This is a genomic window from Burkholderia sp. HI2714 (assembly GCF_002223085.1).
In the GTDB taxonomy this organism is placed as follows: domain Bacteria; phylum Pseudomonadota; class Gammaproteobacteria; order Burkholderiales; family Burkholderiaceae; genus Burkholderia; species Burkholderia lata_D.
The window spans coordinates 58739-84908 of the sequence record NZ_NKFM01000021.1; the positions used below are offsets into that span (position 1 = coordinate 58739).

General features: G+C 66.6%; 24 protein-coding genes and 1 pseudogene. 14 read left to right on the forward strand and 11 right to left on the reverse strand.

Going from position 1 to position 26170, the window contains the following annotated elements; all coding sequences use genetic code 11:
* Positions 1–482 precede the first annotated feature (482 nt).
* On the forward strand, positions 483–2399 hold the full coding sequence (locus CFB82_RS10380; RefSeq protein ID WP_089484084.1) for a sigma-54-dependent Fis family transcriptional regulator: 1917 nt from the start codon (positions 483–485) through the stop codon (positions 2397–2399).
* 19 nt (positions 2400–2418) lie between these two features.
* Here CFB82_RS10380 and CFB82_RS10385 read toward each other — a convergent pair whose 3' ends face one another.
* Complete coding sequence (locus CFB82_RS10385; protein WP_089484085.1) at positions 2419–2853, reverse strand: carboxymuconolactone decarboxylase family protein; 435 nt, start codon at positions 2851–2853, stop codon at positions 2419–2421.
* Positions 2837–3304 carry a MerR family transcriptional regulator gene (locus CFB82_RS10390; RefSeq protein WP_089484086.1) on the reverse strand — a complete coding sequence of 156 codons (468 nt, stop codon included), beginning with the start codon at positions 3302–3304 and terminating at the stop codon, positions 2837–2839. The genes CFB82_RS10385 and CFB82_RS10390 overlap by 17 nt, the downstream gene beginning before the upstream one ends.
* Before the next feature lie 297 nt (positions 3305–3601).
* Here CFB82_RS10390 and CFB82_RS10395 point away from each other — a divergent pair, with 297 nt between their 5' ends.
* Positions 3602–4213, forward strand: coding sequence for a ComEA family DNA-binding protein (locus CFB82_RS10395; protein ID WP_089484087.1), 612 nt, complete (start codon positions 3602–3604; stop codon positions 4211–4213).
* A gap of 88 nt (positions 4214–4301) precedes the next feature.
* Positions 4302–4739, forward strand: coding sequence for a YidB family protein (locus CFB82_RS10400; protein ID WP_089484088.1), 438 nt, complete (start codon positions 4302–4304; stop codon positions 4737–4739).
* Positions 4740–4843: 104 nt separating this feature from the next.
* Here the strand turns inward: CFB82_RS10400 and clpB are convergent, their stop codons facing one another.
* Both clpB and CFB82_RS10410 read right to left on the reverse strand, forming a co-directional pair.
* Positions 4844–7441, reverse strand: a complete 2598-nt coding sequence (gene clpB / locus CFB82_RS10405) for an ATP-dependent chaperone ClpB (protein WP_069248128.1) — start codon at positions 7439–7441, stop codon at positions 4844–4846.
* A gap of 157 nt (positions 7442–7598) precedes the next feature.
* Positions 7599–8114: an Rrf2 family transcriptional regulator gene (locus CFB82_RS10410; protein ID WP_089484089.1), complete on the reverse strand. Its 516-nt coding sequence runs from the start codon at positions 8112–8114 to the stop codon at positions 7599–7601.
* A gap of 247 nt (positions 8115–8361) precedes the next feature.
* On the opposite strand from CFB82_RS10410, the gene CFB82_RS10415 reads away from it, so the two are divergent.
* On the forward strand, positions 8362–8922 hold the full coding sequence (locus CFB82_RS10415; protein WP_089445782.1) for a group III truncated hemoglobin: 561 nt from the start codon (positions 8362–8364) through the stop codon (positions 8920–8922).
* Between the two features lie 66 nt (positions 8923–8988).
* Here the strand turns inward: CFB82_RS10415 and CFB82_RS10420 are convergent, their stop codons facing one another.
* The 6 genes from CFB82_RS10420 to CFB82_RS10445 all read right to left on the reverse strand — a co-directional run bounded on the left by CFB82_RS10420 (position 8989) and on the right by CFB82_RS10445 (position 15329).
* The gene (locus CFB82_RS10420) at positions 8989–9465 is read right to left on the reverse strand and encodes a molybdenum cofactor biosynthesis protein MoaE (RefSeq protein WP_043188206.1); all 477 of its coding nucleotides are present in this window, start codon (positions 9463–9465) and stop codon (positions 8989–8991) included.
* Positions 9466–9475: 10 nt separating this feature from the next.
* Entirely contained in the window at positions 9476–9733 is a 258-nt protein-coding gene (gene moaD, locus CFB82_RS10425; RefSeq protein ID WP_031403202.1) for a molybdopterin converting factor subunit 1, read from the reverse strand.
* A gap of 19 nt (positions 9734–9752) precedes the next feature.
* Entirely contained in the window at positions 9753–11000 is a 1248-nt protein-coding gene (locus CFB82_RS10430) for a molybdopterin molybdotransferase MoeA (protein WP_089484090.1), read from the reverse strand.
* Between the two features lie 245 nt (positions 11001–11245).
* Positions 11246–12697, reverse strand: coding sequence for a threonine synthase (gene thrC, locus CFB82_RS10435; RefSeq protein WP_089484091.1), 1452 nt, complete (start codon positions 12695–12697; stop codon positions 11246–11248).
* Between the two features lie 12 nt (positions 12698–12709).
* On the reverse strand, positions 12710–14038 hold the full coding sequence (locus tag CFB82_RS10440; protein ID WP_069248134.1) for a homoserine dehydrogenase: 1329 nt from the start codon (positions 14036–14038) through the stop codon (positions 12710–12712).
* Between the two features lie 52 nt (positions 14039–14090).
* Complete coding sequence (locus CFB82_RS10445) at positions 14091–15329, reverse strand: pyridoxal phosphate-dependent aminotransferase (protein WP_046545879.1); 1239 nt, start codon at positions 15327–15329, stop codon at positions 14091–14093.
* A gap of 304 nt (positions 15330–15633) precedes the next feature.
* Between CFB82_RS10445 and CFB82_RS10450 the strand changes: the two genes are divergently transcribed.
* From CFB82_RS10450 to CFB82_RS10490, 9 genes are all read left to right on the forward strand, one after another.
* Positions 15634–16008 carry an Mth938-like domain-containing protein gene (locus tag CFB82_RS10450; protein WP_069248135.1) on the forward strand — a complete coding sequence of 125 codons (375 nt, stop codon included), beginning with the start codon at positions 15634–15636 and terminating at the stop codon, positions 16006–16008.
* Positions 16009–16132: 124 nt separating this feature from the next.
* Entirely contained in the window at positions 16133–17809 is a 1677-nt protein-coding gene (locus CFB82_RS10455) for a glycosyltransferase family 39 protein (RefSeq protein WP_089484092.1), read from the forward strand.
* Positions 17810–17822: 13 nt separating this feature from the next.
* Complete coding sequence (locus CFB82_RS10460) at positions 17823–18194, forward strand: EamA family transporter (protein ID WP_011352303.1); 372 nt, start codon at positions 17823–17825, stop codon at positions 18192–18194.
* A 133-nt stretch (positions 18195–18327) separates the two neighbouring features.
* Positions 18328–19479 carry a DegT/DnrJ/EryC1/StrS family aminotransferase gene (locus tag CFB82_RS10465; protein WP_089445788.1) on the forward strand — a complete coding sequence of 384 codons (1152 nt, stop codon included), beginning with the start codon at positions 18328–18330 and terminating at the stop codon, positions 19477–19479.
* A gap of 6 nt (positions 19480–19485) precedes the next feature.
* Complete coding sequence (locus CFB82_RS10470; RefSeq protein ID WP_069248138.1) at positions 19486–20523, forward strand: glycosyltransferase; 1038 nt, start codon at positions 19486–19488, stop codon at positions 20521–20523.
* Positions 20520–21467 carry a formyltransferase gene (locus tag CFB82_RS10475; protein ID WP_069248139.1) on the forward strand — a complete coding sequence of 316 codons (948 nt, stop codon included), beginning with the start codon at positions 20520–20522 and terminating at the stop codon, positions 21465–21467. Before CFB82_RS10470 ends, CFB82_RS10475 begins: the two co-directional genes overlap by 4 nt.
* Positions 21464–22519: a bifunctional UDP-4-keto-pentose/UDP-xylose synthase gene (locus CFB82_RS10480; RefSeq protein WP_006482864.1), complete on the forward strand. Its 1056-nt coding sequence runs from the start codon at positions 21464–21466 to the stop codon at positions 22517–22519. Before CFB82_RS10475 ends, CFB82_RS10480 begins: the two co-directional genes overlap by 4 nt.
* Positions 22520–22532: 13 nt before the next feature.
* Positions 22533–23429: a polysaccharide deacetylase family protein gene (locus CFB82_RS10485; protein ID WP_089484093.1), complete on the forward strand. Its 897-nt coding sequence runs from the start codon at positions 22533–22535 to the stop codon at positions 23427–23429.
* A gap of 107 nt (positions 23430–23536) precedes the next feature.
* Positions 23537–23998: a peroxiredoxin gene (locus tag CFB82_RS10490; protein ID WP_006756046.1), complete on the forward strand. Its 462-nt coding sequence runs from the start codon at positions 23537–23539 to the stop codon at positions 23996–23998.
* A gap of 192 nt (positions 23999–24190) precedes the next feature.
* On the opposite strand, the pseudogene CFB82_RS44435 reads toward CFB82_RS10490, so the two are convergent.
* Positions 24191–24435, reverse strand: a pseudogene (locus tag CFB82_RS44435) (hypothetical protein); the annotation flags it as partial.
* Here CFB82_RS44435 and CFB82_RS10500 point away from each other — a divergent pair.
* On the forward strand, positions 24331–26133 hold the full coding sequence (locus CFB82_RS10500; RefSeq protein WP_089484094.1) for a PhoH family protein: 1803 nt from the start codon (positions 24331–24333) through the stop codon (positions 26131–26133). The pseudogene CFB82_RS44435 and the gene CFB82_RS10500 overlap by 105 nt on opposite strands.
* Positions 26134–26170 lie beyond the last annotated feature (37 nt).

The window sequence follows — 26170 nt, forward strand, 5'->3', positions numbered from 1 at the left end:
GGCCCTGCCTGTCTCGTCCGCTGCCATCGCCGGGCGGCGGATCGTCGTCGACGCAACCGCGCCGACTTGCCCGTGATCTCTGCAAGCGGCGTGCCACCCTACGCGTGAGGAACGTGAAACCCTTGTGAGTGCTGACGCGGCGGGGATGCCGATGTTTCGGATTCGCCGCTGGAAGGACGGAGCGCGCGGCCATTCGGCCCGCTCGTCTCACCGCGTCGATACGACGAAACGGCCACCGCGACGCCGGTGCAAGCGCACCGCCCTGCCCGCAAAGCCCGCCATATCGCGGCGCCGCGCAGGCCGCGTCATGCCGGACGATCTCCGCCGGTCGCACATGAACGCGTCTCAACGACACGAGACAGCCCGCGATACCGGTGAGACGAACGTCTCAGGCCCGCCGCGTGCTGCGATGCAATGTGATCCGTCGAACGGGATGTGCTACAAGAACATCGCATCCCCGCCGTACGGAACCGGAGCCGACCATGCCCTACGCCGTCCCCCAGGCCCAGCACGCCGACCGCGTGCTCGGCGCGCTCGCCGGACGCCTGCCCGCGCCGGCCGACTCCACGCGCCTCGTGTCGTCGTGGCAGCGGTCCCTGGAGCGTTACAGCCTCGACCCCGCTTCGTCGATCGGCCCGCGCGTGCTGACCGCGGCCGAGCTGCGCGAAGTGCGCGACAAGGAGGAGGCCTTCCTGCGCGCGTCGGGCCAGTGCCTGACGCGGTTGCACGAGATGATCCGCGTCGCCGACTACTGCGTGATGCTGACCGACGCGCACGGCGTGACGATCGACTACCGGATCGACCGCGAGCGCCGCAACGACTTCCGTCATGCGGGGCTGCACATCGGCTCGTGCTGGTCGGAAAGCGAGGAAGGCACCTGTGGCGTCGCGAACGTACTGACCGATCTCGCGCCGATCACCGTGCACAAGACCGATCACTTTCGTGCGGCGTTCACGACGCTCACCTGCAGCGCGGCGCCGATCTTCTCGCCGGGCGGCGAGCTGATCGGCGTGCTCGACGCGTCGGCCGTTCATTCGCCCGACGGCCGCGACAGCCAGCGTCTCGTCTATCAGCTCGTGCGGCAGAGCGCGGCGCTGATCGAGGACGGCTACTTCGTGCACAGCACCGCGCAGCACTGGATCCTGTTCGGTCATCCGAATCGTCACTACGTCGAAGCGCAACCCGAGTGGCTGATCGCGTTCGACGAATGCGGCAACATCGTCGCCGCGAACCGGCAGGCGCGCGACGCGCTGCCGGCACTGCGCGAACCGCGCCATATCGACGAGATCTTCGATGCGACCGAGATGCCGCTGCGCGATGCCGCGCGGCTCGATGCGATCGTCGCGCTGCGGCTGCGCGCGACCGGCGCGCCGCTCTATGCGCGGCTGCGTGCGCCGCTACGACGCACCGGCCGCGAGCCCGGCACGGCCTCGCGCCGCCCGGGAAGCGCGCAACGCCACGTCGGCGCGCTGACGCCGTTCCTGCAAAGCAGCGACGCGCATATCGCGCAGCAGGCCGAACTCGCGCTGCGTGTCGCAAGCAAGCGGCTGCCGATTCTCGTGCTCGGCGAAACCGGTGCGGGGAAGGAAGTATTCGCACGCGCGATCCACGATGCCGGCGCACGGCGTACGCGGCCGTTCGTCGCGGTCAACTGCGGCGCGCTGCCGGAAGCGCTGATCGAGAGCGAACTGTTCGGCTATGCGGCCGGCGCGTTCACCGGCGCACGCAAGCACGGCGCGCGCGGCAAGATCGCGCTCGCCGACGGCGGCACGCTGTTCCTCGACGAAATCGGCGACATGCCGCTCGCGCTGCAGACGCGCCTGTTGCGCGTGCTCGCCGATGGCGAAGTCGTGCCGCTCGGCAGCGATACGCCCGTGCGCGTCGATCTCGACGTGATCTGCGCGACGCACCGCGATCTCGCACGGATGGTGGCCGACGGCACGTTTCGCGAGGACCTGTACTACCGGCTGAGCGGCGCGACGTTCGAACTGCCGCCGCTGCGCGAGCGCGCGGACGTGCGCGACGTGATCGCCGCCGTGTTCGCCGAGGAAGCGCAGGCCACCGGCCACGTGCTGACGCTCGATGCGACGCTCGCCGAACAGCTCGCCGCGTATCCGTGGCCCGGCAACGTGCGGCAATTGCGCAACGTGCTGCGCTATGCGTGCGCGGTGTGCGACGCCGCGCGCGTGACGCGACATGACCTGCCGGCCGAGATCGCCGCGCAGCTCGGCGGCATGGCGCCCGGCACGCTGCCCTACGACGAACGCGGCCGCATCGTCGCGGCGCTCACCGCGCATCGCTGGCGGCCCGACGCGGCCGCGCAGGCGCTCGGCATCTCGCGCGCGACGCTGTACCGGCGCATCGCGAAGCACCGGATCGTCGCGCCGCACCGCGCGTAACACGCCGGCGCGCGCTTCGTCATGCGGACTTCCCGGCCGCTTCGTTCGCGTCTGCCGCGTTGCCGGCCGCTTCATCGCGCCGCGTGAACACTTCGTGCGCGGCGAACAGCGCGTTGAGCGCGGCCGGCATCCCCGCGTACACGGCCATCTGCATGAATACCTCGACGATCTCGTCGCGCGTGCAGCCGACGTTCAGCGCGGCCACGATATGCACCTTCAGCTGCGGCTGCGCATTGCCGAGCGCGGCCAGCGCGGCGATCGTCGCGATCTCGCGCGCTTTCAGGTCGAGCTGCGGCCGGCTGTAGATGTCGCCGAAGCTGAACTCGACCAGGAGCCGCCCGAAATCCGGTGCGATCGGCGCGAGCGCCGCGATCACGCGTTCGCCCACTTCGCCGTCGATTTCCTTCAGTTTGTTCCAGCCGCGCGTGTAGCGGTCTTCAACGAGTCGTTCCATTGTGTCCGTCCTGTTCCGAGAGAGAGTGAGAAGGTTTCGCCCGTCGCGCCGTATCCCGCTCCTGGGCCTCGTAGTACGCGATCTTGTCGCTGATCGCGTCGAGGCTCGCCTGCAGCTCCGCGATATGCGCGCGCACCGCGTCGCGATGCTCGACCAGCAGGCTGCGCCGCGCGCCGAAGGTCGACTCGCCTTGCGCGCGCAGCGCCGCGAACGCCTGCATCTGCGCGATCGGCATGCCGGTCGCCTTCAGGCGCATCACGAAGGCCAGCCAGTCAAGGTCGGCCGGTGCATAGAGCCGGTGCCCGGCCGCCGTGCGCGAAATCGCGCGCAGCAGGCCGGCCTGCTCGTAGTACCGCAGCGTATGCGTCGACAGGCCGGTCATTTCGGCGACCTGGCCGATCGTCAGCGGGCCGGCGGAGGCGGAGGATGGTCGGGTTACGGTTTTCGACATGGCAGGAACAAGGTTAGGAGTTAGAGTTCACTCTAAGTCAAGCCCTGTCGAACAGCCAGTGCAACGATTGTCAGTGACACCCACGGCGACACCCCGGCGACACCGTAAAGAATGGTCAAAACCGCCGCCCGGCGCAGGTTTGGTCTTTACAGCGCCGCAAGCCTTCAGCAAGATTCGTTCAGCCTGTCTTAAAAAGGGCACGCATTTGTCCTATGCTTAACGGCGATGCCCGCCCGGGCGTCGCCCCGCCGTCCGTTGCAACAGCCATTCATCCGTCAGAACCAGGGAGCCTTTGCCATGCTGAAAAAGCTGCTGATGCTGTTCGTCGCGCTATCGCTGTCGCTCGCCGCAGGCCTTGCCGCGGCCGTCGAAGTCAACACGGCTGACCAGGCCGCGCTCGAATCCGTGAAGGGTCTCGGGCCCGTGAAGTCGAAGGCGATCATCGACGAACGCACCAAGAACGGCCCGTTCAAGGACGCGGACGATCTCGCGAACCGCGTCAAGGGCCTCGGCACGAAGTCGGTCGGGCATCTCGAGGAAAACGGCCTGACGATCGGCGGCGCATCGACGCCGCCGAAGGGCGTGAAGCTGTCGAAGCCGGCCGCGACGACATCGGCCACCACGTCAGCCACGACGTCGACCGGCACGGCGTCGACGTCCACGGCCACGACGGCCGGCACGACGGCCACCGCACCGGCACCGGCGGCAAGCGCGCCGGATGCGGCCGCGAAGCCGGCCAAGGCCAAGCGCATGACGAAGAAGGAAAAGGCGGCCGCAGCAGCGGCGGCATCCGCCGATGCGGGTGCGAGCGCACCGGCCGCAGCGTCGTCGGCAAAAGCGACGAAGGGTTCGAAGAAGAAAAGCAAGAAGGACAAGGCAGCCTCCGCCGCCGCGGCGTCGGGCGCCTGATGTGCGCCGCGCGCGCGACGGCGTGCGCGCGGCATTCGTTCAACGGGCGCCCACGGCGTGGCGCCCTTATCGGTAAAGGTAAAGAACCATGGGTCTCCTCGACATCGTTGGCGGTCTGCTCGGCGGCCAGGCCGGCGGCAACTCGCAAAGCGCGCTGATCACGACCGCGCTCGAATTCATCAACAACCAGCCGGGCGGCCTGAATGGCCTGATCGAGAAGTTCAAGGCCGGCGGCGCCGGCGACATCATCGGCTCGTGGGTCGGCACCGGCCAGAACCAGCCGATCTCGCCGGACGCCCTGCAGAACGTGCTCGGCTCTGACGCGATCGGTGCGCTCGCGAGCAAGTTCGGTGTCGATCCGTCGATGGCCTCGACCGTCCTCGCGCAAGTGCTGCCGCACGTCGTCAACCACGCGACGCCGGACGGCGCGGTGCCGGCCGATGGCCAGGCACAGGTCGACCCGTCGAACGTGCTCGGCTCGCTGTCGCAGATCGCCGGCATGTTCGGCGGCAACAAGCAGGGCTGACGCGCTGCGTCGTTGCGACGCTCCATAAGCAAACACCCCGCCGAGGCGGGGTGTTTGTTTTTGCGCACCCGGCGCGAACCGGGCACGCGGCCGATGGCAGGCGATCAGTGAACGACGCGGTCGAACACGAACTGGCCGTCGTTGACGTCGACCGGGATCACGTCCTTCGGACCGAAGCGACCCGCGAGGATCAGCTTCGCGACCGGGTTCTCGATCTCCTGCTGGATCGCGCGCTTCAGCGGCCGCGCACCGAACACCGGGTCGTAGCCGACCTTCGCGATCTGTTCGAGCGCCGCCGGCGACACGTCGAGCGCCATGTCGAGCTTCGCGAGCCGGTCGTGCAGGCGTGCGAGCTGGATCTTCGCGATCGACTCGATGTTGCTGCGGTCGAGCGCATGGAACACGACGACGTCGTCGATCCGGTTCAGGAACTCGGGGCGGAAATGCTGCTTCACCTCGAGCCACACGGCGTCCTTGATCTCTTCCTGCGGCGCACCCGTCATCGCCTGGATGACCTGCGAGCCGAGGTTCGACGTCATCACGATCACCGTGTTCTTGAAGTCGACCGTGCGCCCCTGCCCGTCCGTCATGCGGCCGTCGTCGAGCACCTGCAGCAGCACGTTGAACACGTCCGGATGCGCCTTCTCGATCTCGTCGAGCAGGATCACGCTGTACGGCTTGCGGCGCACGGCTTCCGTCAGGTAGCCGCCTTCCTCGTAGCCGACATAGCCCGGCGGCGCGCCGATCAGCCGCGCGACGCTGTGCTTCTCCATGAACTCGCTCATGTCGATGCGGATCAGGTGCTCTTCCGAATCGAACAGGAACGACGCCAGCGCCTTGCACAGCTCGGTCTTGCCGACACCGGTCGGGCCGAGGAACAGGAACGAGCCGTACGGACGATTCGGATCGGCGAGACCGGCGCGCGAACGACGGATCGCATCGGCCACCGCGCTGATCGCCTCGTCCTGGCCGACCACGCGCTCGTGCAGCTTTTCCTCGATGTGCAGCAGCTTCTCGCGTTCGCCCTGCATCATCCGCGACACCGGGATCCCGGTCGAACGCGACACAACTTCCGCGATTTCCTCGGCGCCGACCTGCGTGCGCAGCAGGCGCGGCCGCGTCGGGTTGTGCTGCTCCTGCTCTTCGGCCTGCGTGACCTGCTTCAGCTGCGCCTCGAGCTGCGGCAGCTTGCCGTACTGCAGCTCGGCGACCTTCTCCAGCTTGCCTTCACGCTGCAGGCGCGCGATGTCAGCACGCACCTTCTCGATCTCTTCCTTCAGCTGCGCGCTGCCCTGCACCGCGGCCTTCTCGGCGGTCCAGATTTCCTCGAGGTCCGCATATTCGCGGCCGAGACGCTCGATCTCTTCCTCGATCAGCTGCAGGCGCTTCTGCGACGCTTCGTCCTGCTCCTTCTTCACGGCTTCGCGCTCGATCTTCAGCTGGATCAGACGACGGTCGAGCTTGTCCATCTCTTCGGGCTTCGAATCGATTTCCATCTTGATCTTCGAAGCGGCTTCGTCGATCAGGTCGATGGCCTTGTCCGGCAGGAAGCGGTCGGTGATGTAGCGGTGCGACAGCTCGGCCGCGGCGACGATCGCCGGGTCGGTGATGTCGACGCCGTGGTGCAGTTCGTACTTCTCCTGCAGCCCGCGCAGGATCGCGATCGTCGCCTCGACGCTCGGCTCGTCGACGAGCACCTTCTGGAAGCGGCGCTCGAGCGCGGCATCCTTCTCGATGTACTTGCGGTATTCGTCGAGCGTGGTCGCGCCGATGCAGTGCAGCTCGCCGCGCGACAGCGCCGGCTTCAGCATGTTGCCCGCATCCATCGCGCCTTCGGCCTTGCCCGCGCCGACCATCGTGTGGATTTCGTCGATGAAGACGATCGTCTGGCCTTCGTCCTTCGCGATGTCGTTGAGCACCGCCTTCAGGCGCTCCTCGAATTCGCCGCGATACTTCGCGCCGGCGAGCAGTGCGGCCATGTCGAGCGACAGCACGCGCTTGCCCTTCAGCGTCTCGGGCACTTCGCCGTTGACGATCCGCTGCGCGAGCCCTTCGACGATCGCCGTCTTGCCGACGCCCGGCTCGCCGATCAGCACCGGGTTGTTCTTGGTGCGGCGCTGCAGGATCTGGATCGAACGGCGGATTTCGTCATCGCGGCCGATCACCGGATCGAGCTTGCCCGCACGGGCGCGCTCGGTCAGGTCGACCGTGTATTTCTTCAGCGCCTCGCGCTGGCTTTCCGCGTCCTGGCTGTGCACCTGCGAGCCGCCGCGGACCGCGGCGATCGCGGCTTCCAGCGCCTTGCGCGTGAGGCCGTGCTGGCGGGCGAGCTTGCCGGCGTCGCCCTTGTCGTCGGACACGGCGAGCAGGAACATCTCGCTCGCGATGAACGTGTCGTTGAGCTTCTGCGCTTCCTTGTCGGCCTGGTTCAGCAGCCCGGCCAATTCACGGCCGATCTGGATGTCGCCGCCCGTGCCCGTCACTTGCGGCAGGCGCGAAATGGCCTCGTTCAGCGCGCCTTGCAGCGCCTGAATGTGAACGCCCGCGCGCGACATCAGCGAGCGGGCGGAACCGTCCTGCTGCGCGACCAGCGCGGCGAGAACGTGAACGGGTTCGATGTATTGATTGTCGCGGCCTGCCGCGAGGCTTTGCGCGTCCGCGAGTGCTTCCTGGAACTTGGTGGTGAGCTTGTCGATTCTCATTTAGTCGAGACCTCCAATTTTCGATTAACACCAAGATGAGGATGGTCATGCGGCTTTCAAGCGAAATTCGGGTTGATTGAGCGCAAAAAACGATGGATATCCTTGATGCGGCCCCGGGACGGGCCACGGCCGGGTCGAGACGCGCGGCGAGCGCGTATCAGCCGGCCGTCGACGGCGGTTCGACGGCCGCAGGTGCGTCTTCCGGCAAAGGCTCGGCGTGCAGGCGCACGACCGGGTGGATACCGAGCAACGCGGCGAGCGGCGAAGCGGGTTCGACCAGTTCGCCGAGCGTGTGGCGGTCGAGTTCGACGAAGAATGCATCGCGCGCGGCCGCCAGCACGCCCTTCAACCGGCATTGCGGCTCGATCACGCAGCCGCGCGATTCGCCGTCGGCCGAGAAGCAGCCGACCAGCGCGAAATCGCTCTCGGTCGCACGCACGACCTGGCCGACGGTCAGTTGCAGCGATTCGGGGAACAGCCGCAGCCCGCCATTGCGGCCGCGGACGGTATCGACCCACCCCAGCTCGCCGAGCTGCTGCACGACTTTCATCAGATGGTTCTTCGAGATGCCGTAGGCGTCCGAGATCTCCTGGATCGTCGCGAGCCCTTCGCCGCGCACGGCAAGGTACAGCATCACGCGCAGCGAATAGTCGGTGTAGTCGGTGAGTCTCATGGGCGAATACGGAAAAGATCGATCGTGCCCCGATTACGTGAGCCGGGCCGATCGGGATGCGCACGAGGCCGGTTGACGGCCCTGCTCCGCGGCTCCGGGTTGCCGGGATGGCGCGCGCGCAATAAGATGCGTGACACTTACACGTTTTTCAGGGGTATTGGACGCTATTTTGCGTCAAAATTCGGCCGGCGTCCTACTCGATGCCCGCGCCGCCCCTGTCGTTGCCTATTTCTCCGGCCCTTTTGCCATGACCGTCCTGCCCGCCTCGCCCGATACCGCACCGGCCCGCCCTCGCGACACCGAGCCGACCGAAGAGAACATCCGCGATCTCGTCTACGCGTTCTACGACCGCGTGCGCGCCGATCCGCTGCTCGGGCCGGTGTTCGACGCGAAGCTGGCCGGCCGCTGGGACGACCACCTGCCGAAGATGGTCACGTTCTGGTCGAGCCTCGTGCTCGGCACCAAGGGCTATCGCGGCAACGTGCAGCAGGCGCACCAACCGCTCGACGGGATCGAGCCCGCCCATTTCAGCCGCTGGCTGTCGCTGTTCCTGAAGACCGTGGAGACGCGCTACGCGCCGCCCGCGGCGATCCGCTTCATGGAGCCGGCGCTGCGCATCGCGCAGAGCCTGCAGTTGAGCCGGTTCGGCTGGGACTACCAGATTCCGCCCGAGCAGCAGGCGCTGCTCGACGCGATCGCGCCGCGCCGTCGGGATGCGGGTGACGATCCGCACGCGTTGCCGTCGCGTGCCCGCGGCGAGCCGTTTCCGACGAAGATCATCGGGCGCAGCGGCGATCCGGACGCGTAACGGGCAGCCGGCGCCCGCGACGCTTGCGCGCATGCGGCATCGCGCCGCATTACCCTGGCGCCACGCTCAGCGCCGCGTATTGCCCGATTCGATGCCCCAGCGGGCGAGCGCGGCATCGTCGGTGCTGCGCGCATCGACCCAGCGCTCGCCATCCGGCGTGGTTTCCTTCTTCCAGAACGGCGCTTCGGTCTTCAGGTAGTCCATCACGAACTCGCACGACGCGAACGCATCGCCGCGGTGCGACGCCACCGTGGCGACCATCACGATCTGGTCGAGCGGCAGGAGCCGGCCGACGCGATGCACGATCGCGACGTCGATGCCCGGCCAGCGCCGGCCGGCCTCGGCGGCAATCTTCTCGAGCGCCTTCTCGGTCATCCCCGGATAGTGCTCGAGCTCCATCGCGGCCACCGAATCGCCTTCGTTCAGGTCGCGCACCGTGCCGACGAAGCACGCGACCGCGCCGATCTTCGGGTTGCGCGCACGCAATGCCGCGACCTCGGCGTTCAGGTCGAAGTCGTCGGTCTGGATTCGTACCGTTGCCATTGCCGGTGCCTCAACCACCCGTGACCGGCGGAAAGAACGCGACTTCGCAGCCTTCGGTCAGCCGCGTGTCGGGATCGGTCATCTCGTGATTGCACGCCATGCGCAGTGCGCGCCCTTCCGCGAGTGTCTCGGCCCACGCCCCGCCGCGCACGCGCAGCCACGCGCGCACGTCGCCCACGGTCGTGACGCCGTCCGGCACGTCGGCCTGCTCGTCGGCGACGCCCAGTGCCTCGCGCACGCTGGCAAAAAATTTCAGTTGAATCTTCATGGTTCGGGAAGCCGTCGCGTTACGACAGCAGTTCGGAAAACGGAATGAAACGCACGGTCTCGCCGGCGCTGATCGCGTGCTGCGGCGGATTGTCGATGAGACCGTCGCCCCACACCGTCGACGTCAGTACCGCCGAGCTCTGGTTCGGGAACAGATCGAGGCCGCCGGCCGCGTTGACCCGCGCACGCAGGAACTCGTTGCGCCGGTCGCCCTTGTTTTGCGAAAAATCGGCACGCAGCGACAGCGCGCGCGGCGCGACGTCGCGCACGCCGGACAGGCGCAGCAGGAACGGCCGCACGAACAGCAGGAACGTGACGAAGCTCGACACCGGGTTGCCGGGCAGCCCGATGAAATGTGCGTCGGGGCGATCGTCGCCGCGGCGCACCGCGCCGTACGCGAGCGGCTTGCCGGGCTTCATCGCGATCTGCCACAGCGCGAGCCGCCCTTCGGCCTCGACGGCCGGCTTCACGTGATCCTCGTCGCCGACCGACACGCCGCCGCTCGTCAGGATCACGTCGTGATCGCGGGCGGCCTCGCGCAGCGTGTCGCGCGTCGCGGCGAGCGAATCGGGCACGATCCCGTAGTCGGTCACGTGGCAGCCGAGCCGCTCCAGCAGCCCGCGCAGCGTGAACCGGTTCGAGTTGTAGATCGCGCCGGGCTTCAACGGCTCGCCCGGCATCGTCAGTTCGTCGCCGGTGAAGAACACCGCGACGCGAATCCGCCGCGCAACCGACAGTTGCGCGCAGCCGACCGACGCGGCCAAGCCGAGCGCCTGCGGCGTGAGCCGCGTGCCGGCCGGCAGGATCACCGAGCCCTGCCGGATATCCGCGCCCTGCGCGGTGATCCATTCGCCGGCCTTCGGCGTGTGCAGGATCTCGACCGCATCGCCGTCGGCCGACGTCTGTTCCTGCATCACGACGGCGTCGGCGCCGGGCGGCACCGTCGCGCCGGTGAAGATCCGCGCGGCCGTGCCGGCTGTGAGCGGCGCGGCCGGATGACCGGCCGGAATGCGCTGCGATACCGGCAAACGCCGCTCGCCATGCAGCAGGTCGGCGACGCGCACCGCATAGCCGTCCATCGCGCTCGTGTGCATCGGCGGCACGTCGAGCGGCGAACTCACGTCGGCTGCCAGCACGCGGCCGAGCGCATCGAGCGTGGCGACGGTTTCGGCGCCGGGCAACGGCTTCGCGGCATCGAGCAGCGCGGCGAGCGCTTCCGCGGTCGACAGCATCGGCGCGCGCGGCGCCACGGAATTCGGGTTCGACATCGATGGAATCGGGGATCGTTGGATTCAATACGTCATTGTAGCGACGCCGTCGCGCGGGCGCGCGATATGGCCGACATGCGGAAACTGTGATTCGCGCGAACGCGCCGGTCTGACACTTGTTTCGTACGCGTTGTGACGACCGCCGCTTGGCAGCTGCCAAACGAAACGGCCGGAACCCCGATCCGTTCGACGAATCGGCATTCCGGCCGTCCCTGCGCAACCGGGCCCGCAGGCCCGGCCGTGCGTCATGCGCCCGTATGGGCGGCGATGAAGTCCTTCACCTGCTGCGCATCGGCGTTCACGACCTCGAAACGCTGCGGCAGCGCCTCGAGCCCGTCGAACGCGGCCGGCCGCTCGGCTTCGCGATCGAGTGCTTCGCGGATCGTCTCGCCGAACTTGATCGGCTGCGCCGTCTCGAGCACGACCATCGGTACGCCCGCATCGAGATGCTCGCGCGCGACCTTCACGCCGTCGGCGGTGTGCGTATCGATCATCGTGTCGTAGCGCGAGAACACGTCGCGGATCGTCGCGATGCGGTCCGTGTGGCTGCTGCGGCCCGACACGAAACCGAATTCGGCAACGCGCGAGAAATCGCCGCTCGCCGCGAGATCGAAACCACCCTTCTCCTCGACGTCACGGAACAGCTGCATCACGCGCGCCGGGTCGCGGCCGAGCAGGTCGAACACGAAACGCTCGAAGTTCGACGCCTTCGAGATGTCCATGCTCGGGCTGCTCGTGTGATAGGTGTTCTCGGCGCTGCGCACGCGATACGCGCCCGTGCGGAAGAACTCGTCGAGCACGTCGTTCTCGTTGGTCGCGACCACGAGCTTCGCGATCGGCAGCCCCATCATCCGCGCGATGTGGCCGGCGCAGACGTTGCCGAAGTTGCCCGACGGCACCGTGAACGACACGCGCTCGTCATTCGACCGAGTGGCGGCGAAATAGCCCTTGAAGTAGTACACGACCTGCGCGACGACGCGTGCCCAGTTGATCGAGTTGACCGTGCCGATCTTCTGCTGCGCCTTGAACGCGTGATCGTTCGACACGGCCTTCACGATGTCCTGGCAATCGTCGAACACGCCTTCGACCGCGAGGTTGAAGATGTTCGGATCCTGCAGGCTGAACATCTGGGCCGTCTGGAACGCGCTCATCTTCTTGTGCGGCGACAGCATGAACACGCGCACGCCGGCCTTGCCGCGCATCGCGTATTCGGCTGCGCTGCCCGTGTCGCCGGACGTCGCGCCGAGAATGTTCAGCGTCTGCCCGTGCTTCGCGAGCGTGTACTCGAACAGGTTGCCGAGCAACTGCATCGCCATGTCCTTGAACGCGAGCGTCGGGCCGTTCGACAGTTCGAGCAACGAGAGCGGCGCGCCGTTCTCGGTACCGAGCGTCTTCAGCGGCGTGATGTCGGACGCGTTCTCGCCATGGCGCGTGTTGCGGTACACGTCGGCCGTGTACGTGCGGCGCGTAATCGCGCGCAGGTCGTCGGCCGGCACGTCGTCGCAGAACTTCGACAGGATCTCGAACGCGAGATCCGCGTACGACAGCGTGCGCCAGCGTGCGAGCTCGTCGGCGGACACCGTCGGATACTCGGCCGGCAGGTAGAGCCCGCCGTCCTTCGCGAGACCGCCGAGCAGGATGTCGGAGAACGTGTGGCGCTCGCCGATGCCGGCGCCGCGCGTGGAGATGTAGTTCATGTCGTCCTCAGCTCAGTTCAGCGCTTCCATGCGCAGCTTCGTCACCTTCGATACCACCGTCGCGAGGCTCTCGATCTGCGCGATCGCCGCATTCACGTTCTTCTCGACCGTGACGTGCGTGATCAGGATGATGTCGGTTTCGCCGTTCGCACCGTCGACCTGCTCCGACTCCTTCTGCAGCAGCGCGTCGATCGAGATGCCCGATTCGGCGAGGATGCGCGTGATGGCGGCCAGCACGCCGGTTTGATCGGCAACGCGCAGGCGCAGGTAATAGCCGCTCGTCACTTCCTCGATCGGCAGGATCGGCGTGTTCGAGAGGCTGTCCGGCTGGAACGCGAGGTGCGGCACGCGATGCTCCGGGTCCGCCGTGTGCAGGCGCGTGACGTCGACGAGATCCGCGACCACGGCCGATGCGGTCGGCTCCGCGCCCGCGCCCTTGCCGTAGTACAGCGTCGTGCCGACCGCGTCGCCGTGCACGACGACCGCGTTCATCGCGCCTTCGACGTTCGCGAGCAGGCGCTTCTCCGGGATCAGCGTCGGATGCACGCGCAGCTCGATGCCGTTTTCGGCGCGGCGCGTGATGCCGAGCAGCTTGATCCGGTAGCCGAGTTCTTCCGCGTAGCGGATGTCGGTCGCATCGAGCTTGCTGATGCCCTCGACGTACGCGCGGTCGAACTGCACCGGCACGCCGAACGCGATCGCGCTCATGATCGTCGCCTTGTGCGCGGCGTCGACGCCTTCGATGTCGAAGGTCGGATCGGCTTCCGCGTAGCCGAGCTCCTGCGCCGCCTTCAGCGCGGTCGCGAAGTCGAGCCCGCGATCGCGCATTTCCGACAGGATGTAGTTGGTCGTGCCGTTGATGATGCCCGCGATGTACTGGATGCGGTTCGCGGTCAGGCCTTCGCGCAGCGCCTTGATGATCGGGATGCCGCCGGCGACGGCCGCCTCGAACGCGACCATCACGCCCTTCGCGCGCGCGGCCTCGAAGATCTCGGTGCCGTGCACCGCGAGCAGCGCCTTGTTGGCCGTCACGACGTGCTTGCCGTTCGCGATCGCGCGCAGCACGAGCTCGCGCGCGATGCCCGTGCCGCCGATCATCTCGGCGATGATCGCGATCGACGGATCATCGACGACCGAATTGAAATCGTCGGTGATCTGCGCGGCGCCGGCGTCGCCGCCGAGCGCAGCCAGCGCCTTGGCCGGGTTGCGCACCGCAATGCGGGTCACCTCGATGCCGCGCCCCGCGCGTCGCTTGATTTCTTCCTGGTTGCGGCCCAGCACCGTGAAGGTGCCGCTGCCCACCGTGCCGAAGCCCAACAGGCCAACTTTGATCGGTTCCATGCTGCGTGTGATCGATGAGTAAGAAGTAGTGAATTCCGTGTGGTCCTGCCGCTCAGGCCGAATGGCGCTTGCGGTAGCCGTCGAGGAAGCGTGCGATCCGGTTGATCGAATCGGTCAGGTCGTCGAGGTTCGGCAGGAAGACCACGCGGAAGTGATCCGGCGTCGTCCAGTTGAAGCCCGTGCCCTGTACGAGCAATACCCGCTCCTCGAGCAGCAGGTCGAGAATGAACTGCTGGTCGTTCTGGATCGGATAAAGCTTCGGGTCGAGGCGCGGGAACATGTACAGCGCGGCCTGCGGCTTCACGCAGGTCACGCCCGGGATCGACGTGAGCATGTCGTACGCGAGTTCGCGCTGCTTGTACAGGCGCCCGCTCGGCACGATCAGCTCGTTGATGCTCTGGTAGCCGCCGAGCGCCGTCTGGATCGCGAACTGCCCGGGCACGTTCGCACACAGGCGCATCGACGACAGGATGCCGAGCCCTTCGAGATAATCCTTCGCGTGTCGGCGGTTGTCGCCGCCGAGGCCCGACACGGCCATCCAGCCCGCGCGGTACCCGCACGACCGATAGCTCTTCGACAGGCTGTTGAACGTGACGGTGATCACGTCCTCGGACAGCGAACCCAGCGCGGTGTGCTCGAGGCCGTCGTAGACGATCTTGTCGTACACCTCGTCGGCGAACACGATCAGCCCGTGCTGGCGCGCGATCTCGAGCAGCTCGAGCAGCAATTCGTCCGAATAAAGCGCGCCCGTCGGGTTGTTCGGGTTGATCACGACGATCGCCTTCGTGTTCGGCGTGATCTTGCGGCGGATGTCGTCGAGATCGGGCATCCACGCGTTCTGCTCGTCGCAGATGTAATGCACCGGCGTGCCGCCCGACAGGCTGACCGCCGCCGTCCACAGCGGGTAGTCGGGCGCGGGCAGCAGCACTTCGTCGCCGTCGTTCAGCAGCGCCTGGGTCGCCATCACGATCAGCTCGGACGCGCCGTTGCCGATGTAGATGTCGTCGAGGCCGACGCCCACGACGCCCTTTTCCTGCGTGTAGTGCATCACGGCCTTGCGCGCGGAGAACACGCCCTTCGAATCCGAATAGCCGGACGACGTCGGCAGGTTGCGGATCATGTCCTGGATGATCTCGTCCGGCGCGTCGAAACCGAACGGCGCGAGATTGCCGATGTTCAGCTTGATGATGCGGTGGCCTTCTTCCTCGAGGCGCTTCGCGTGCTCGAGCACCGGGCCACGGATGTCGTAGCAGACGTTGAGCAGCTTGTTCGACTTCTGAATCGGTTTCACGACGACACGGTTCCTGGGTTGGCCTTGCGGCCGGGGGGACGGGATCAAAACTGGAAAGCGGCCGGTCTGTGCGCGCTGTCTAGACTGGGAAAAAGCGGGCGGTCGGGCGCGGCTTGTGGCGACGCGCGACGCATGTGGCGCCCGGAGGCGACCAAAAAGTTATAATTTAGCGGATTTTGGCTGACTTTCGCAATGCACCATAGCCGCGCCGTCAGGCGTCCCGCGTGCTCGGGCAAGCGAAACCGGCCATCCGGGCCCGTGTGGCCCTGCGATACATTCCCCTACGGAACCGCGGAATACCGATTTGAAACTGCACCAGGACACGAGCGGCGCGCTCAACACCGTCACCGGCTACGGCCCCGATTATGTCGACGTCAATCTCGAACGCCATGAAACGAGCGTCATCGTACTGCCCGGCGCGCCGGTCCGGGCCTGGCCCGTGTCGTCGTTCGACGCGCTCGCGCCCGAGCATTTCGCGATGCTGCTCGACCCGACACCCGAACTCGTGATCTTCGGCAGCGGCGCGCGGCTGCGCTTCCCGCACCCGCGGCTCGTCGCGGCGCTCACGGCGAAGCGGATCGGCGTCGAGACGATGGATTTCCAGGCTGCCTGCCGCACCTACAACATCCTGATGGCCGAGGGCCGCAAAGTCGCCGCCGCGCTCTTAATTGAACGTTAATCCCGGATGCGGTAAAACTCGGGCCGGCGCAGCGGGTCGATCCCCCGGATCGGCCCGGCCAGGCCGCCCGCCCCCGGCGCAACCCGCCGGCGGCCCGTCACAATAACCAACAGGCTGAAAACCCATGAACGATACGCCGTCGAGGCTACCGCTCAATCGCATCACGCTCGTCCTCCTCGTCGTCGCACTCGCGATCGTCTGGTTCGCGCCGCTCGGGCTGCGCCACCTGATCCCGAGCGACGAAGGCCGCTATGCGGAAATGGCGCGCGAGATGTTCGTCACCGGCGACTGGATCACGCCGCGCTACAACGGCTACAAGTATTTCGAGAAGCCGCCGCTGCAGACCTGGCTGAATGCGCTCACGTTCGCGTGGTTCGGCATCGGCGAATGGCAGGCGCGCCTCTACACGGCCGTCGCGAGCTTCGCGGGCATCCTGCTGGTCGGCTACACCGGCGCGCGCCTGTTCAACCCGCTGTCGGGCTTCCTCGCCGCCGTCGTGCTCGCGTCGTCGCCGTACTGGAACCTGATGGGCCACTTCAACGCGCTCGACATGGGGCTCGCGTTCTGGATGTCGCTGTCGCTGTGCTCGCTGCTGCTCGCGCAGCAGCCCGGGCTGCGCCCGGCCGCGGCACGCGGCTGGATGTGGGCGTGCTGGGCCGCGATGGCGTTCGCGGTGCTGTCGAAGGGCCTCGTCGGCCTGATCCTGCCCGGCGCCGTGCTCGTGCTCTATACGCTGATCGCGCGCGACTGGGCGCTGTGGAAGCGCCTGTACCTGGTGAGCGGCCTCGTGATCTTCTTCGCGATCGTCACGCCGTGGTTCGTGCTCGTCCAGCAGCGCAACCCCGAGTTCTTCAACTTTTTCTTCATCGTCCAGCAGTTCCGCCGGTACCTGACCCCGGAACAGAACCGCCCGGGCCCGCTTTACTACTTCGTGCCCGTGCTGCTGGTCGGCTTCCTGCCGTGGCTGTCGGTCGCGTGGCAGAGCATCCGCCATGCGCTGCGGATGCCGCGCCAGCCGAACGGCTTCTCGCCGATGCTCGTGCTGCTGATCTGGAGCGCATTCATCTTCCTGTTCTTCAGCGCGTCGCATTCGAAGCTGATCTCGTACGTGCTGCCGGTCGCGCCGGCGCTCGCGCTGATCATCGGCGCGTACCTGCCGCTGATGAGCGCCGACCGGTTCCGCCGCCACCTGCTCGGCTACCTCGTGTTCCTCGTCGTCGCGGCGTTCGGGATCATCTTCCTTGCGTACCAGGGCGATGCCCGCACGCCGAACGCGCTGTACCGCGCGTTCCAGATGTGGCTGTACGCGAGCCTCGCCGTCGCGGCCGTGCTGACGCTCACGGCCGCATGGCTAAATCGCCGCACGGGCGTGGCCGCCGCGCTCGCCGCATTCGGCGCCGCCTGGCTCGCGTTCGGCACGATCGGCGGCACCGGTCACGACGAATTCGGCCGCTACAGCTCGGGCGCGCTGCTCGCGCCCACCGTGCGCGCCGAACTGGCGAAACTGCCGGCCGACACGCCGTTCTACTCGATCGAGATGCTCGACCACACGTTCCCGTTCTACATGGGCCATACGACGATCATGGTCCAGCGCCAGGACGAGCTCGCGTTCGGGATCTCGATGGAGCCGAACAAGTGGATTCCGACCGTCGACGAGTGGATCACGCGCTGGAAGCAGGAAACCCATGCGCTCGCGATCATGCCGCCCGGCCTGTACGACACCCTGGTCACACAAGGCGTGCCGATGCGCGTGATTGCACGCGACAACCGCCGCGTGATCGTCGAGAAACCGCAATCGTAAGGACGCCCGCTGCATGAATCCCGTTTCGTTCGTCTGCATCATCACCGGCGTGATGCTCAACGCCTGTGCGCAACTTCTGCTGAAAGCCGGCGTCAACGCCGTTGGACACTTCGAATTCAGCCGTGCGAACATCATCCCGGTCGGCCTGAAGATCGCAACCCAATTGCCGATCATCGGCGGCCTCGGCTGCTACGTGCTGAGCGTCGTGGTCTGGATCGTCGGGCTGTCGCGGGTCGACGTGTCGATCGCGTACCCGATGCTGTCGCTCGGCTACGTCGTCAACGCATTCGCGGCCTGGTACCTGTTCGGCGAAGTGCTGTCGGTCCAGCGGCTGGTCGGCATCGGCATCATCCTGATCGGCGTGCTGGTGCTCGCGCGAAGCTGAGCATGCCCGCCGCGCGCATTAAGCGTCTGCCTACAAAAAATCACGGTGCGATTCCGCCAACCGGTGTTTAATGCCGGTTTCGGCCGGGATCGCCCGACCCTTTTATTACACGCCATTACAGGCCAAAGCGTACATGAGCCAGACTACCGCTCCGTTTCTGCCGTTCACCCGCCCCGAGATCGATGAGGAAACCATCCAGGGCGTCGTCGACGTGCTGCGCTCGGGCTGGATCACCACCGGCCCGCAGAGCCAGAAATTCGAAGCGGCGCTGTCCGAGTACTGCGGCGGCCGTCCGGTCCGCGCGTTCAATTCGGGCACCTGCACGCTGGAGATCGGCCTGCGCATCGCGGGCGTCGGCCCCGGCGACGAAGTGATCACGACGCCGGCGTCGTGGGTCTCGACCAGCAACGTGATCCTCGAGACGGGCGCGACGCCCGTGTTCGCCGACATCGATCCCGTCACGCGCAACATCGACCTCGACAAGCTCGAGCAGGCGATCACGCCGCGCACGAAGGCCATCATCCCCGTGTTCCTGTCCGGCCTGCCGGTCGACATGGACCGCCTGTACGCCATTGCGCGCGCACACAAGCTGCGCGTGATCGAGGATGCGGCGCAGGCATTCGGCTCGACGTGGAACGGCAAGCGCATCGGCGCGATCGGCGACATCGTGTCGTTCAGCTTCCACGCGAACAAGAACCTGACGACGATCGAAGGCGGCGCACTCGTGCTGAACAACGAGGAAGAAGCGACGCTCGCGCAGAAGTACCGGCTGCAGGGCATCACGCGCACGGGCTTCGACGGGATGGACTGCGACGTGCTCGGCGGCAAGTACAACCTGACCGACGTCGCCGCGCGCGTCGGCCTAGGCCAGTTGCCGCACCTCGACCGCTTCACCGCGCAGCGCCGCGCGCTTGCGCGTGCCTACTTCGCCGAATTCGACGGCAGTGCAGCCGTGAAACTCGGCGTCGGCCTGCCGATCGCCGAATTCGAGAACGGCAACTGGCACATGTTCCTGGTCACGCTGCCGCTCGAGCGCCTGACGATCACCCGCGCCGAGTTCATGGCGCAGATGAAGGAACGCGGCATCGGCACGGGAATCCACTACCCGGCGATCCATCTTTTCACGCTGTACCGTGCACGCGGCTTCAAGGAGGGCATGTTCCCCCACGCCGAACGGTATGGCGCGTCGACCGTCACGCTGCCGCTCTTCACGCAGATGACGGAAGGCGACGTGCGTCGCGTGGTCGACGCCATCAACCAGATTTGCGAACAATACGGAAAATAAGCGTACATGAGTCACCTTGAAGCACGCGCCGGGCACCCGGCCGCCGGGCACCTGGACGCCGGCCGGCCCGAAGTATCGGTCATCATCCCCGTGTACAACGAGGAAGACGGCCTCGCTGCGCTGTTCGCGCGGCTGTATCCGGCGCTCGACGCACTCGACACGTCATACGAAGTGATCCTGATCAACGACGGCAGCCGCGACCGCTCGGCCGCGATGCTCGCCGATCAGTTCCACGTACGTCCGGACACGACGCGCATCGTGCTGCTCAACGGCAACTACGGCCAGCACATGGCGATCCTCGCCGGCTTCGCGCAATCGCGCGGCGAGATCGTCATCACGCTCGACGCCGACCTGCAGAACCCGCCCGAGGAAATCGGCAAGCTGATCGCGAAGATGCGCGAGGGCTACGACTACGTCGGCTCGATCCGCAAGCAGCGCCAGGACAGCCTGTGGCGGCGCAAGGCGTCGCAGATGATGAACCGCCTGCGCGAGCGCATCACGCGCATCAAGATGACCGACCAGGGCTGCATGCTGCGCGCGTACAGCCGCCGCATCATCGACACGATCAACGTGTGCGGCGAAGTCAACACGTTCATCCCCGCCCTCGCGTACACGTTCGCGCAGAAACCGACCGAAATCGAGGTTGCGCACGAGGAGCGCTTCGCCGGCGAGTCGAAGTACTCGCTGTACAGCCTGATCCGGCTGAACTTCGACCTCGTGACGGGCTTCTCGGTCGTGCCGCTGCAGTGGCTGTCGTTCATCGGCGTGATCCTGTCGCTCGGCTCCGCCGCGCTGTTCGTGCTGCTGCTCGTGCGACGCTTCATCGTCGGCGCGGAAGTGCAAGGCGTGTTCACGCTGTTTGCCATCACGTTCTTCCTGCTCGGCGTGATCATCTTCGCGCTCGGCCTGCTCGGCGAATACGTCGGCCGCATCTACCAGCAGGTGCGTGCACGGCCGCGCTACCTGATCCAGGCCGTGCTCGAGCAGCACGACGGCGTGCCGCCAGTGCCGGCCGACGCAAACCGCACGGGGACCGCGCAATGAAGCCGCGCGCAGTCGTCTTCGCGTATCACAACGTCGGCGTGCGCTGCCTGCAGGTGCTGCTCGCGCGCGGCGTCGACGTCGCGCTCGTCGTCACGCACGAGGACAACCCGAACGAGAACATCTGGTTCGGCAGCGTCGCATCCGTCGCGGCCGAGCACGGCATTCCGGTCGTCACGCCGGCCGATCCCGCCGATCCGGCGCTGCGCCGCGCGGTATCCGACGCGCAGCCGGACTTCATCTTCTCGTTCTACTACCGCCACATGCTGCCGGTGGACCTGCTCGCGATCGCGCCGAAGGGCGCGTACAACATGCACGGGTCGCTGCTGCCGAAATACCGGGGTCGGGTACCGACCAACTGGGCGGTGCTGAACGGCGAAACCGAAACCGGCGCGACGCTGCACGAGATGGCGGCGAAACCCGACGCCGGCGCGATCATCGGCCAGACCGCGGTGCCGATCCTGCCGGACGACACGGCCACGCAGGTGTTCGACAAGGTCACGGTAGCGGCCGAGCAGACGCTCTGGCGCGTGCTGCCCGCGCTGCTCGCGGGCGAGGCGCCGCACCTGCCGAACGATCTCTCGACCGGCAGCTACTACGGCGGGCGCAAGCCCGAGGACGGCCGCGTCGACTGGTCGAAGCCGGCCGCGCAGGTCTACAACCTGGTGCGCGCGGTCGCGCCCCCGTATCCGGGCGCGTTCACGGACGTCGACGGCTCGCGTTTCGTAATCGCGCGCGCGCGCCTTGCGGCACCCGGCAGCGCGGCGGCGGCCGCCGCGGCAGATTTGCCGCCCGGCCTGCACGTAAGCGATAATGCGCTATTCGGCGTCTGCGGCGACAGCCGCGCCCTATCCATTCTCGAGCTGTGGCAGCAGCGCGACGGCAGCGAAACCGTCGTGACGCCCGCGGAATTCGCGCAGTTCATTCATTCTTCCCGTCATTCATGAAAGCAAAAAAAGTCCTGATCCTGGGTGTGAACGGCTTCATCGGCCATCACCTGTCGAAGCGCATTCTTGAAACCACCGATTGGGAAGTGTTCGGCATGGACATGCAGACCGATCGGCTGGGCGACCTCGTCAACCACGAGCGGATGCATTTCTTCGAAGGCGACATCACGATCAACAAGGAGTGGGTCGAGTATCACGTGAAGAAGTGCGACGTGATCCTGCCGCTCGTCGCGATCGCGACGCCCGCCACCTACGTCCAGCAACCGCTGCGCGTGTTCGAACTCGACTTCGAGGCGAACCTGCCGATCGTGCGTTCGGCCGTCAAGTACGGCAAGCACCTCGTGTTCCCGTCGACCTCCGAGGTCTACGGCATGTGCTCGGACGAGCAGTTCGACCCGGATGCATCGGCCCTCACCTACGGCCCGATCAACAAGCCGCGCTGGATCTACGCGTGCTCGAAGCAGCTGATGGACCGCGTGATCTGGGGCTACGGGATGGAAGGCCTGAACTTCACGCTGTTCCGTCCGTTCAACTGGATCGGCCCGGGCCTCGACTCGATCTACACGCCGAAGGAAGGCAGCTCGCGCGTGGTCACGCAGTTCCTCGGCCACATCGTGCGCGGCGAGAACATCAGCCTCGTCGACGGCGGCTCGCAGAAGCGCGCGTTCACCGACATCGGCGACGGCATCAGCGCGCTGATGAAGATCATCGAGAACAAGGACGGCGTCGCGTCGGGCAAGATCTACAACATCGGGAATCCGAAGAACAACTTCTCGGTTCGCGAACTCGCGCACAAGATGCTCGAACTGGCGGCGGAATTCCCCGAGTACGCCGATTCGGCCAAGCAGGTGAAGCTCGTCGAAACGACGTCCGGCGCCTACTACGGCAACGGCTACCAGGACGTGCAGAACCGCGTGCCGAAGATCGACAACACGATGCAGGAACTCGGCTGGGCGCCGCAGGCGACGTTCGACGACGCGCTGCGCAACATCTTCGAAGCGTATCGCGGCCACGTCGCCGACGCGCGCGCGCTCGTCGAACAGCAAGGCTGACCGGGACGTTCGCTTGGCTCGCATCGTCCTCAAGATCGACGTCGACACGCTGCGCGGCACGCGCGAAGGCGTGCCGAACCTCGCGCGCATCTTCGACCGCTTCAGTGCGCGCGCGACCTTCCTCTTCAGCCTCGGGCCCGATCACACGGGCTGGGCGCTGCGGCGCGTGTTCCGCCCCGGCTTCCTGAAGAAGGTGTCGCGCACGTCGGTGGTCGAACACTACGGCGTGAAGCAGCTGATGTACGGCGTGCTGCTGCCGGGTCCCGACATCGGCCGCCGCGCGATCGCCGACATGCGCGCGATCCACGAGGCCGGCTTCGAATGCGGGATCCACACGTGGGATCACGTGTACTGGCAGGACAACGTCCGCGTGCGCGATCATGAATGGACCGCGCGTGAAATGCAGAAGAGTCACGCGCGCTTCATCGAGGTCTTCGGCGCGCCGCCCGTCACGCACGGCGCGGCCGGCTGGCAGATGAACGATTCCGCGTTCGAGCAGATCGACGCATGGGGGATGCGCTATGCATCCGACGGCCGCGGCCATTCGCCGTACCTGCCCGTCGTCAACGGCCGCACGCTGTCGCACGTGCAGATGCCCACCACGTTGCCGACGCTCGACGAAGTGCTCGGCATCGACGGCATCGACACGCACAACGTCGCCGCGCACATCCTCAAGTTCACCGAAACCAATCCGCACGACCAGGTGTTCACGCTGCATGCGGAACTGGAAGGCCAGAAGCTTGCGCCCGTGTTCGAGCAACTGCTCGCCGGCTGGCGCACGCAAGGCCACACGTTCGCGACGATGGGCGACTACCACGCGACGCTGGACCGCGACTCGCTGCCATCGTACCCTGTCACGTGGGGCGAAATCCCCGGCCGCTCCGGCGAACTGATCGTCCAGCCCGACTGAGTTCGCACGAGCCGGCGTCGCCGCTCCGCCCTTGCGGCGCGTTGCCGCGACGCCCCGCCGTACCGCGCCGCCGCAGCGGCGCCTTTCCATAACAACAGGAGAAACACGTGTCCGTCGAAGTTGACCGTCAAGTTCCCGATTTCACCGCACCGGCCACGGGCGGCGACATTTCGCTGTCCGACCTGAAGGGCAAGAAACTCGTGCTGTACTTCTATCCGAAGGACAACACGCCGGGCTGCACGACCGAAGGGCTGCAGTTCCGCGATCTCTATCCGAAGTTCAAGAAAGCCGGTGCGGAAGTCATCGGCGTGTCGCGCGACAGCCTGCGCTCGCATGACAATTTCAAGGCAAAGCTCGAACTGCCGTTCCCGCTGATTTCCGATGCCGACGAAGCGCTGTGCGCGCTGTTCGATGTCATCAAGATGAAGAAAATGTATGGCAAGGAAGTGCGCGGAATCGAGCGCTCCACGTTCCTGATCGACGCCGACGGCGTGCTTCGCCAGGCATGGCGCGGCATCAAGGTACCGGGTCATGTGGACGACGTGCTAAGTGCTGTACAAGCGCTTTGAGGCGCGTTATATTGGGCCGCAATGAATGCCAGTTCGCCCCATATTTCTCGTAGCTGCGCCGGTGCTCGTTGCGATGCTTGCCGGCACCTGACGCGCATTACGACGGTATCAGCCAAGCCGCATGCTCCTGTCGACGGGGCAGCGGCTTTTTTTATGGATTGCGCGCCGGCCCTCGGTCCGGCCCTCACCCCGTCAAGGAGCTGATCGACACTTAGGCGAACCGGCTAGACGAACTTCCTGTGCGCCACCGCGCGCAAACTGCATGCGTCTACGTCACGCAGGATGCGATCAGCGGCGCACCCCATGCGACACGATTCCTCCCGAGGGACACCATGCCTTTGCCTACTCCCCCCAGCAAGCTCGGCAGCCTGCTGCCGCCCGACGAATACAAGGCGAAAGCGCGGCCCGCGAAAGCCGCGAAGAAATCCGCCGAAGGGGACGCATCCACAGCCGGTGACTTTGGTCCGGCGAGCGTGGCCCAACCGATGACCGAAGCCGCGAACACGGCCGCGCCTTTGCGCGCCGTCGCGTCTTCGGTGCAAGATGCCGCGAGCGCACCCGCACGCGGCCGCAAGACCAGACAGACAGCTGCCCTGCTGCAGCCGATGCCGGCGCCCGCCGAACCCGCGGCACCCGTCGTTGCACGCAACGACAAACCGGCCGCCGACAAACCGGCCGCCGCGCCCGCACGCGATACCGGCGCCGCGACGAAGTCGCGCAGCCGCAAGCCCGCCGAAGCCGAACTGCAGAAACTGTTCGTGCTCGACACCAACGTGCTGATGCACGACCCGAGCAGCCTCTTCCGCTTCGAGGAACACGACGTCTATCTGCCGATGATGACGCTCGAGGAACTCGACAACCACAAGAAGGGGATGTCCGAAGTCGCGCGCAACGCACGCCAGGTCAGCCGCACGCTTGACGCGCTCGTCGCCGATGCCGGCCCGATCACGGCCGGCATCCCGCTGTCGCGCCTCGGCAGCCGCGAGGCGCTCGGCCGCCTGTACTTCCAGACGAAGCTTGCGGACATCGCGCCCGTCGAAGGCTTGCCCGAAGGCAAGGCCGACAACCAGATCCTCGGCGTCGTGCGCGCGCTGCAGCGCGACCGGCCCGATCGCCAGGTCGTGCTGGTGTCGAAAGACATCAACATGCGGATCAAGGCGCACGCGCTCAGCCTGCCCGCGGAAGACTACTTCAACGACCAGGTGCTCGAGGATAAAGACCTCCTGTACAACGGCGTGCGCGAACTGCCGCAGGACTTCTGGACCAAGCATGCGAAGGGCATGGAGAGCTGGCAGGACACGAAGACGGGTACCACGTACTACCGCGTGACCGGCCCGCTCGTCGCGTCGATGCTCGTCAACGAGTTCGTCTATCTCGAGCCGCAGAACGGCGAGCCGACGTTCCACGCGATCGTCCGCGAACTGAACGGCAAGACGGCGCTGCTGCAGACGCTGCGCGACTACAGCCACCACAAGAACAACGTGTGGGGCATCACCGCGCGCAACCGCGAGCAGAACTTCGCGCTGAACCTGCTGATGAACCCCGAGATCGACTTCGTCACGCTGCTCGGCCAGGCCGGCACCGGCAAGACGCTCGTCGCGCTCGCGGCCGGCCTTGCGCAGGTGCTCGACGACAAGCGCTACAACGAGATCATCGTGACGCGCGCGACCGTGCCCGTCGGCGAGGACATCGGTTTCCTGCCGGGCACCGAGGAAGAGAAGATGCAGCCGTGGATGGGTGCATTCGACGACAACCTCGAAGTGCTGCAGAAGACCGACGACGCTGCCGGCGAATGGGGCCGTGCCGCGACGCAGGAACTGATCCGTTCGCGCCTGAAGGTGAAGAGCATGAACTTCATGCGCGGCCGTACGTTCGTCGACAAGTACCTGATCATCGACGAGGCGCAGAACCTGACGCCGAAGCAGATGAAGACGCTCGTCACGCGCGCGGGCCCGGGCACGAAGATCGTGTGCCTCGGCAACATCGCGCAGATCGACACGCCTTACCTGACCGAAGGCAGCTCGGGCCTCACGTACGTCGTCGACCGCTTCAAGGGCTGGGGCCACAGCGGGCACGTGACGCTCGCGCGCGGCGAACGCTCGCGGCTCGCCGACTACGCGTCGGACATCCTGTAACGCGGCCAGCCGGCCGATCGGCCGGCTGTCGACGCCT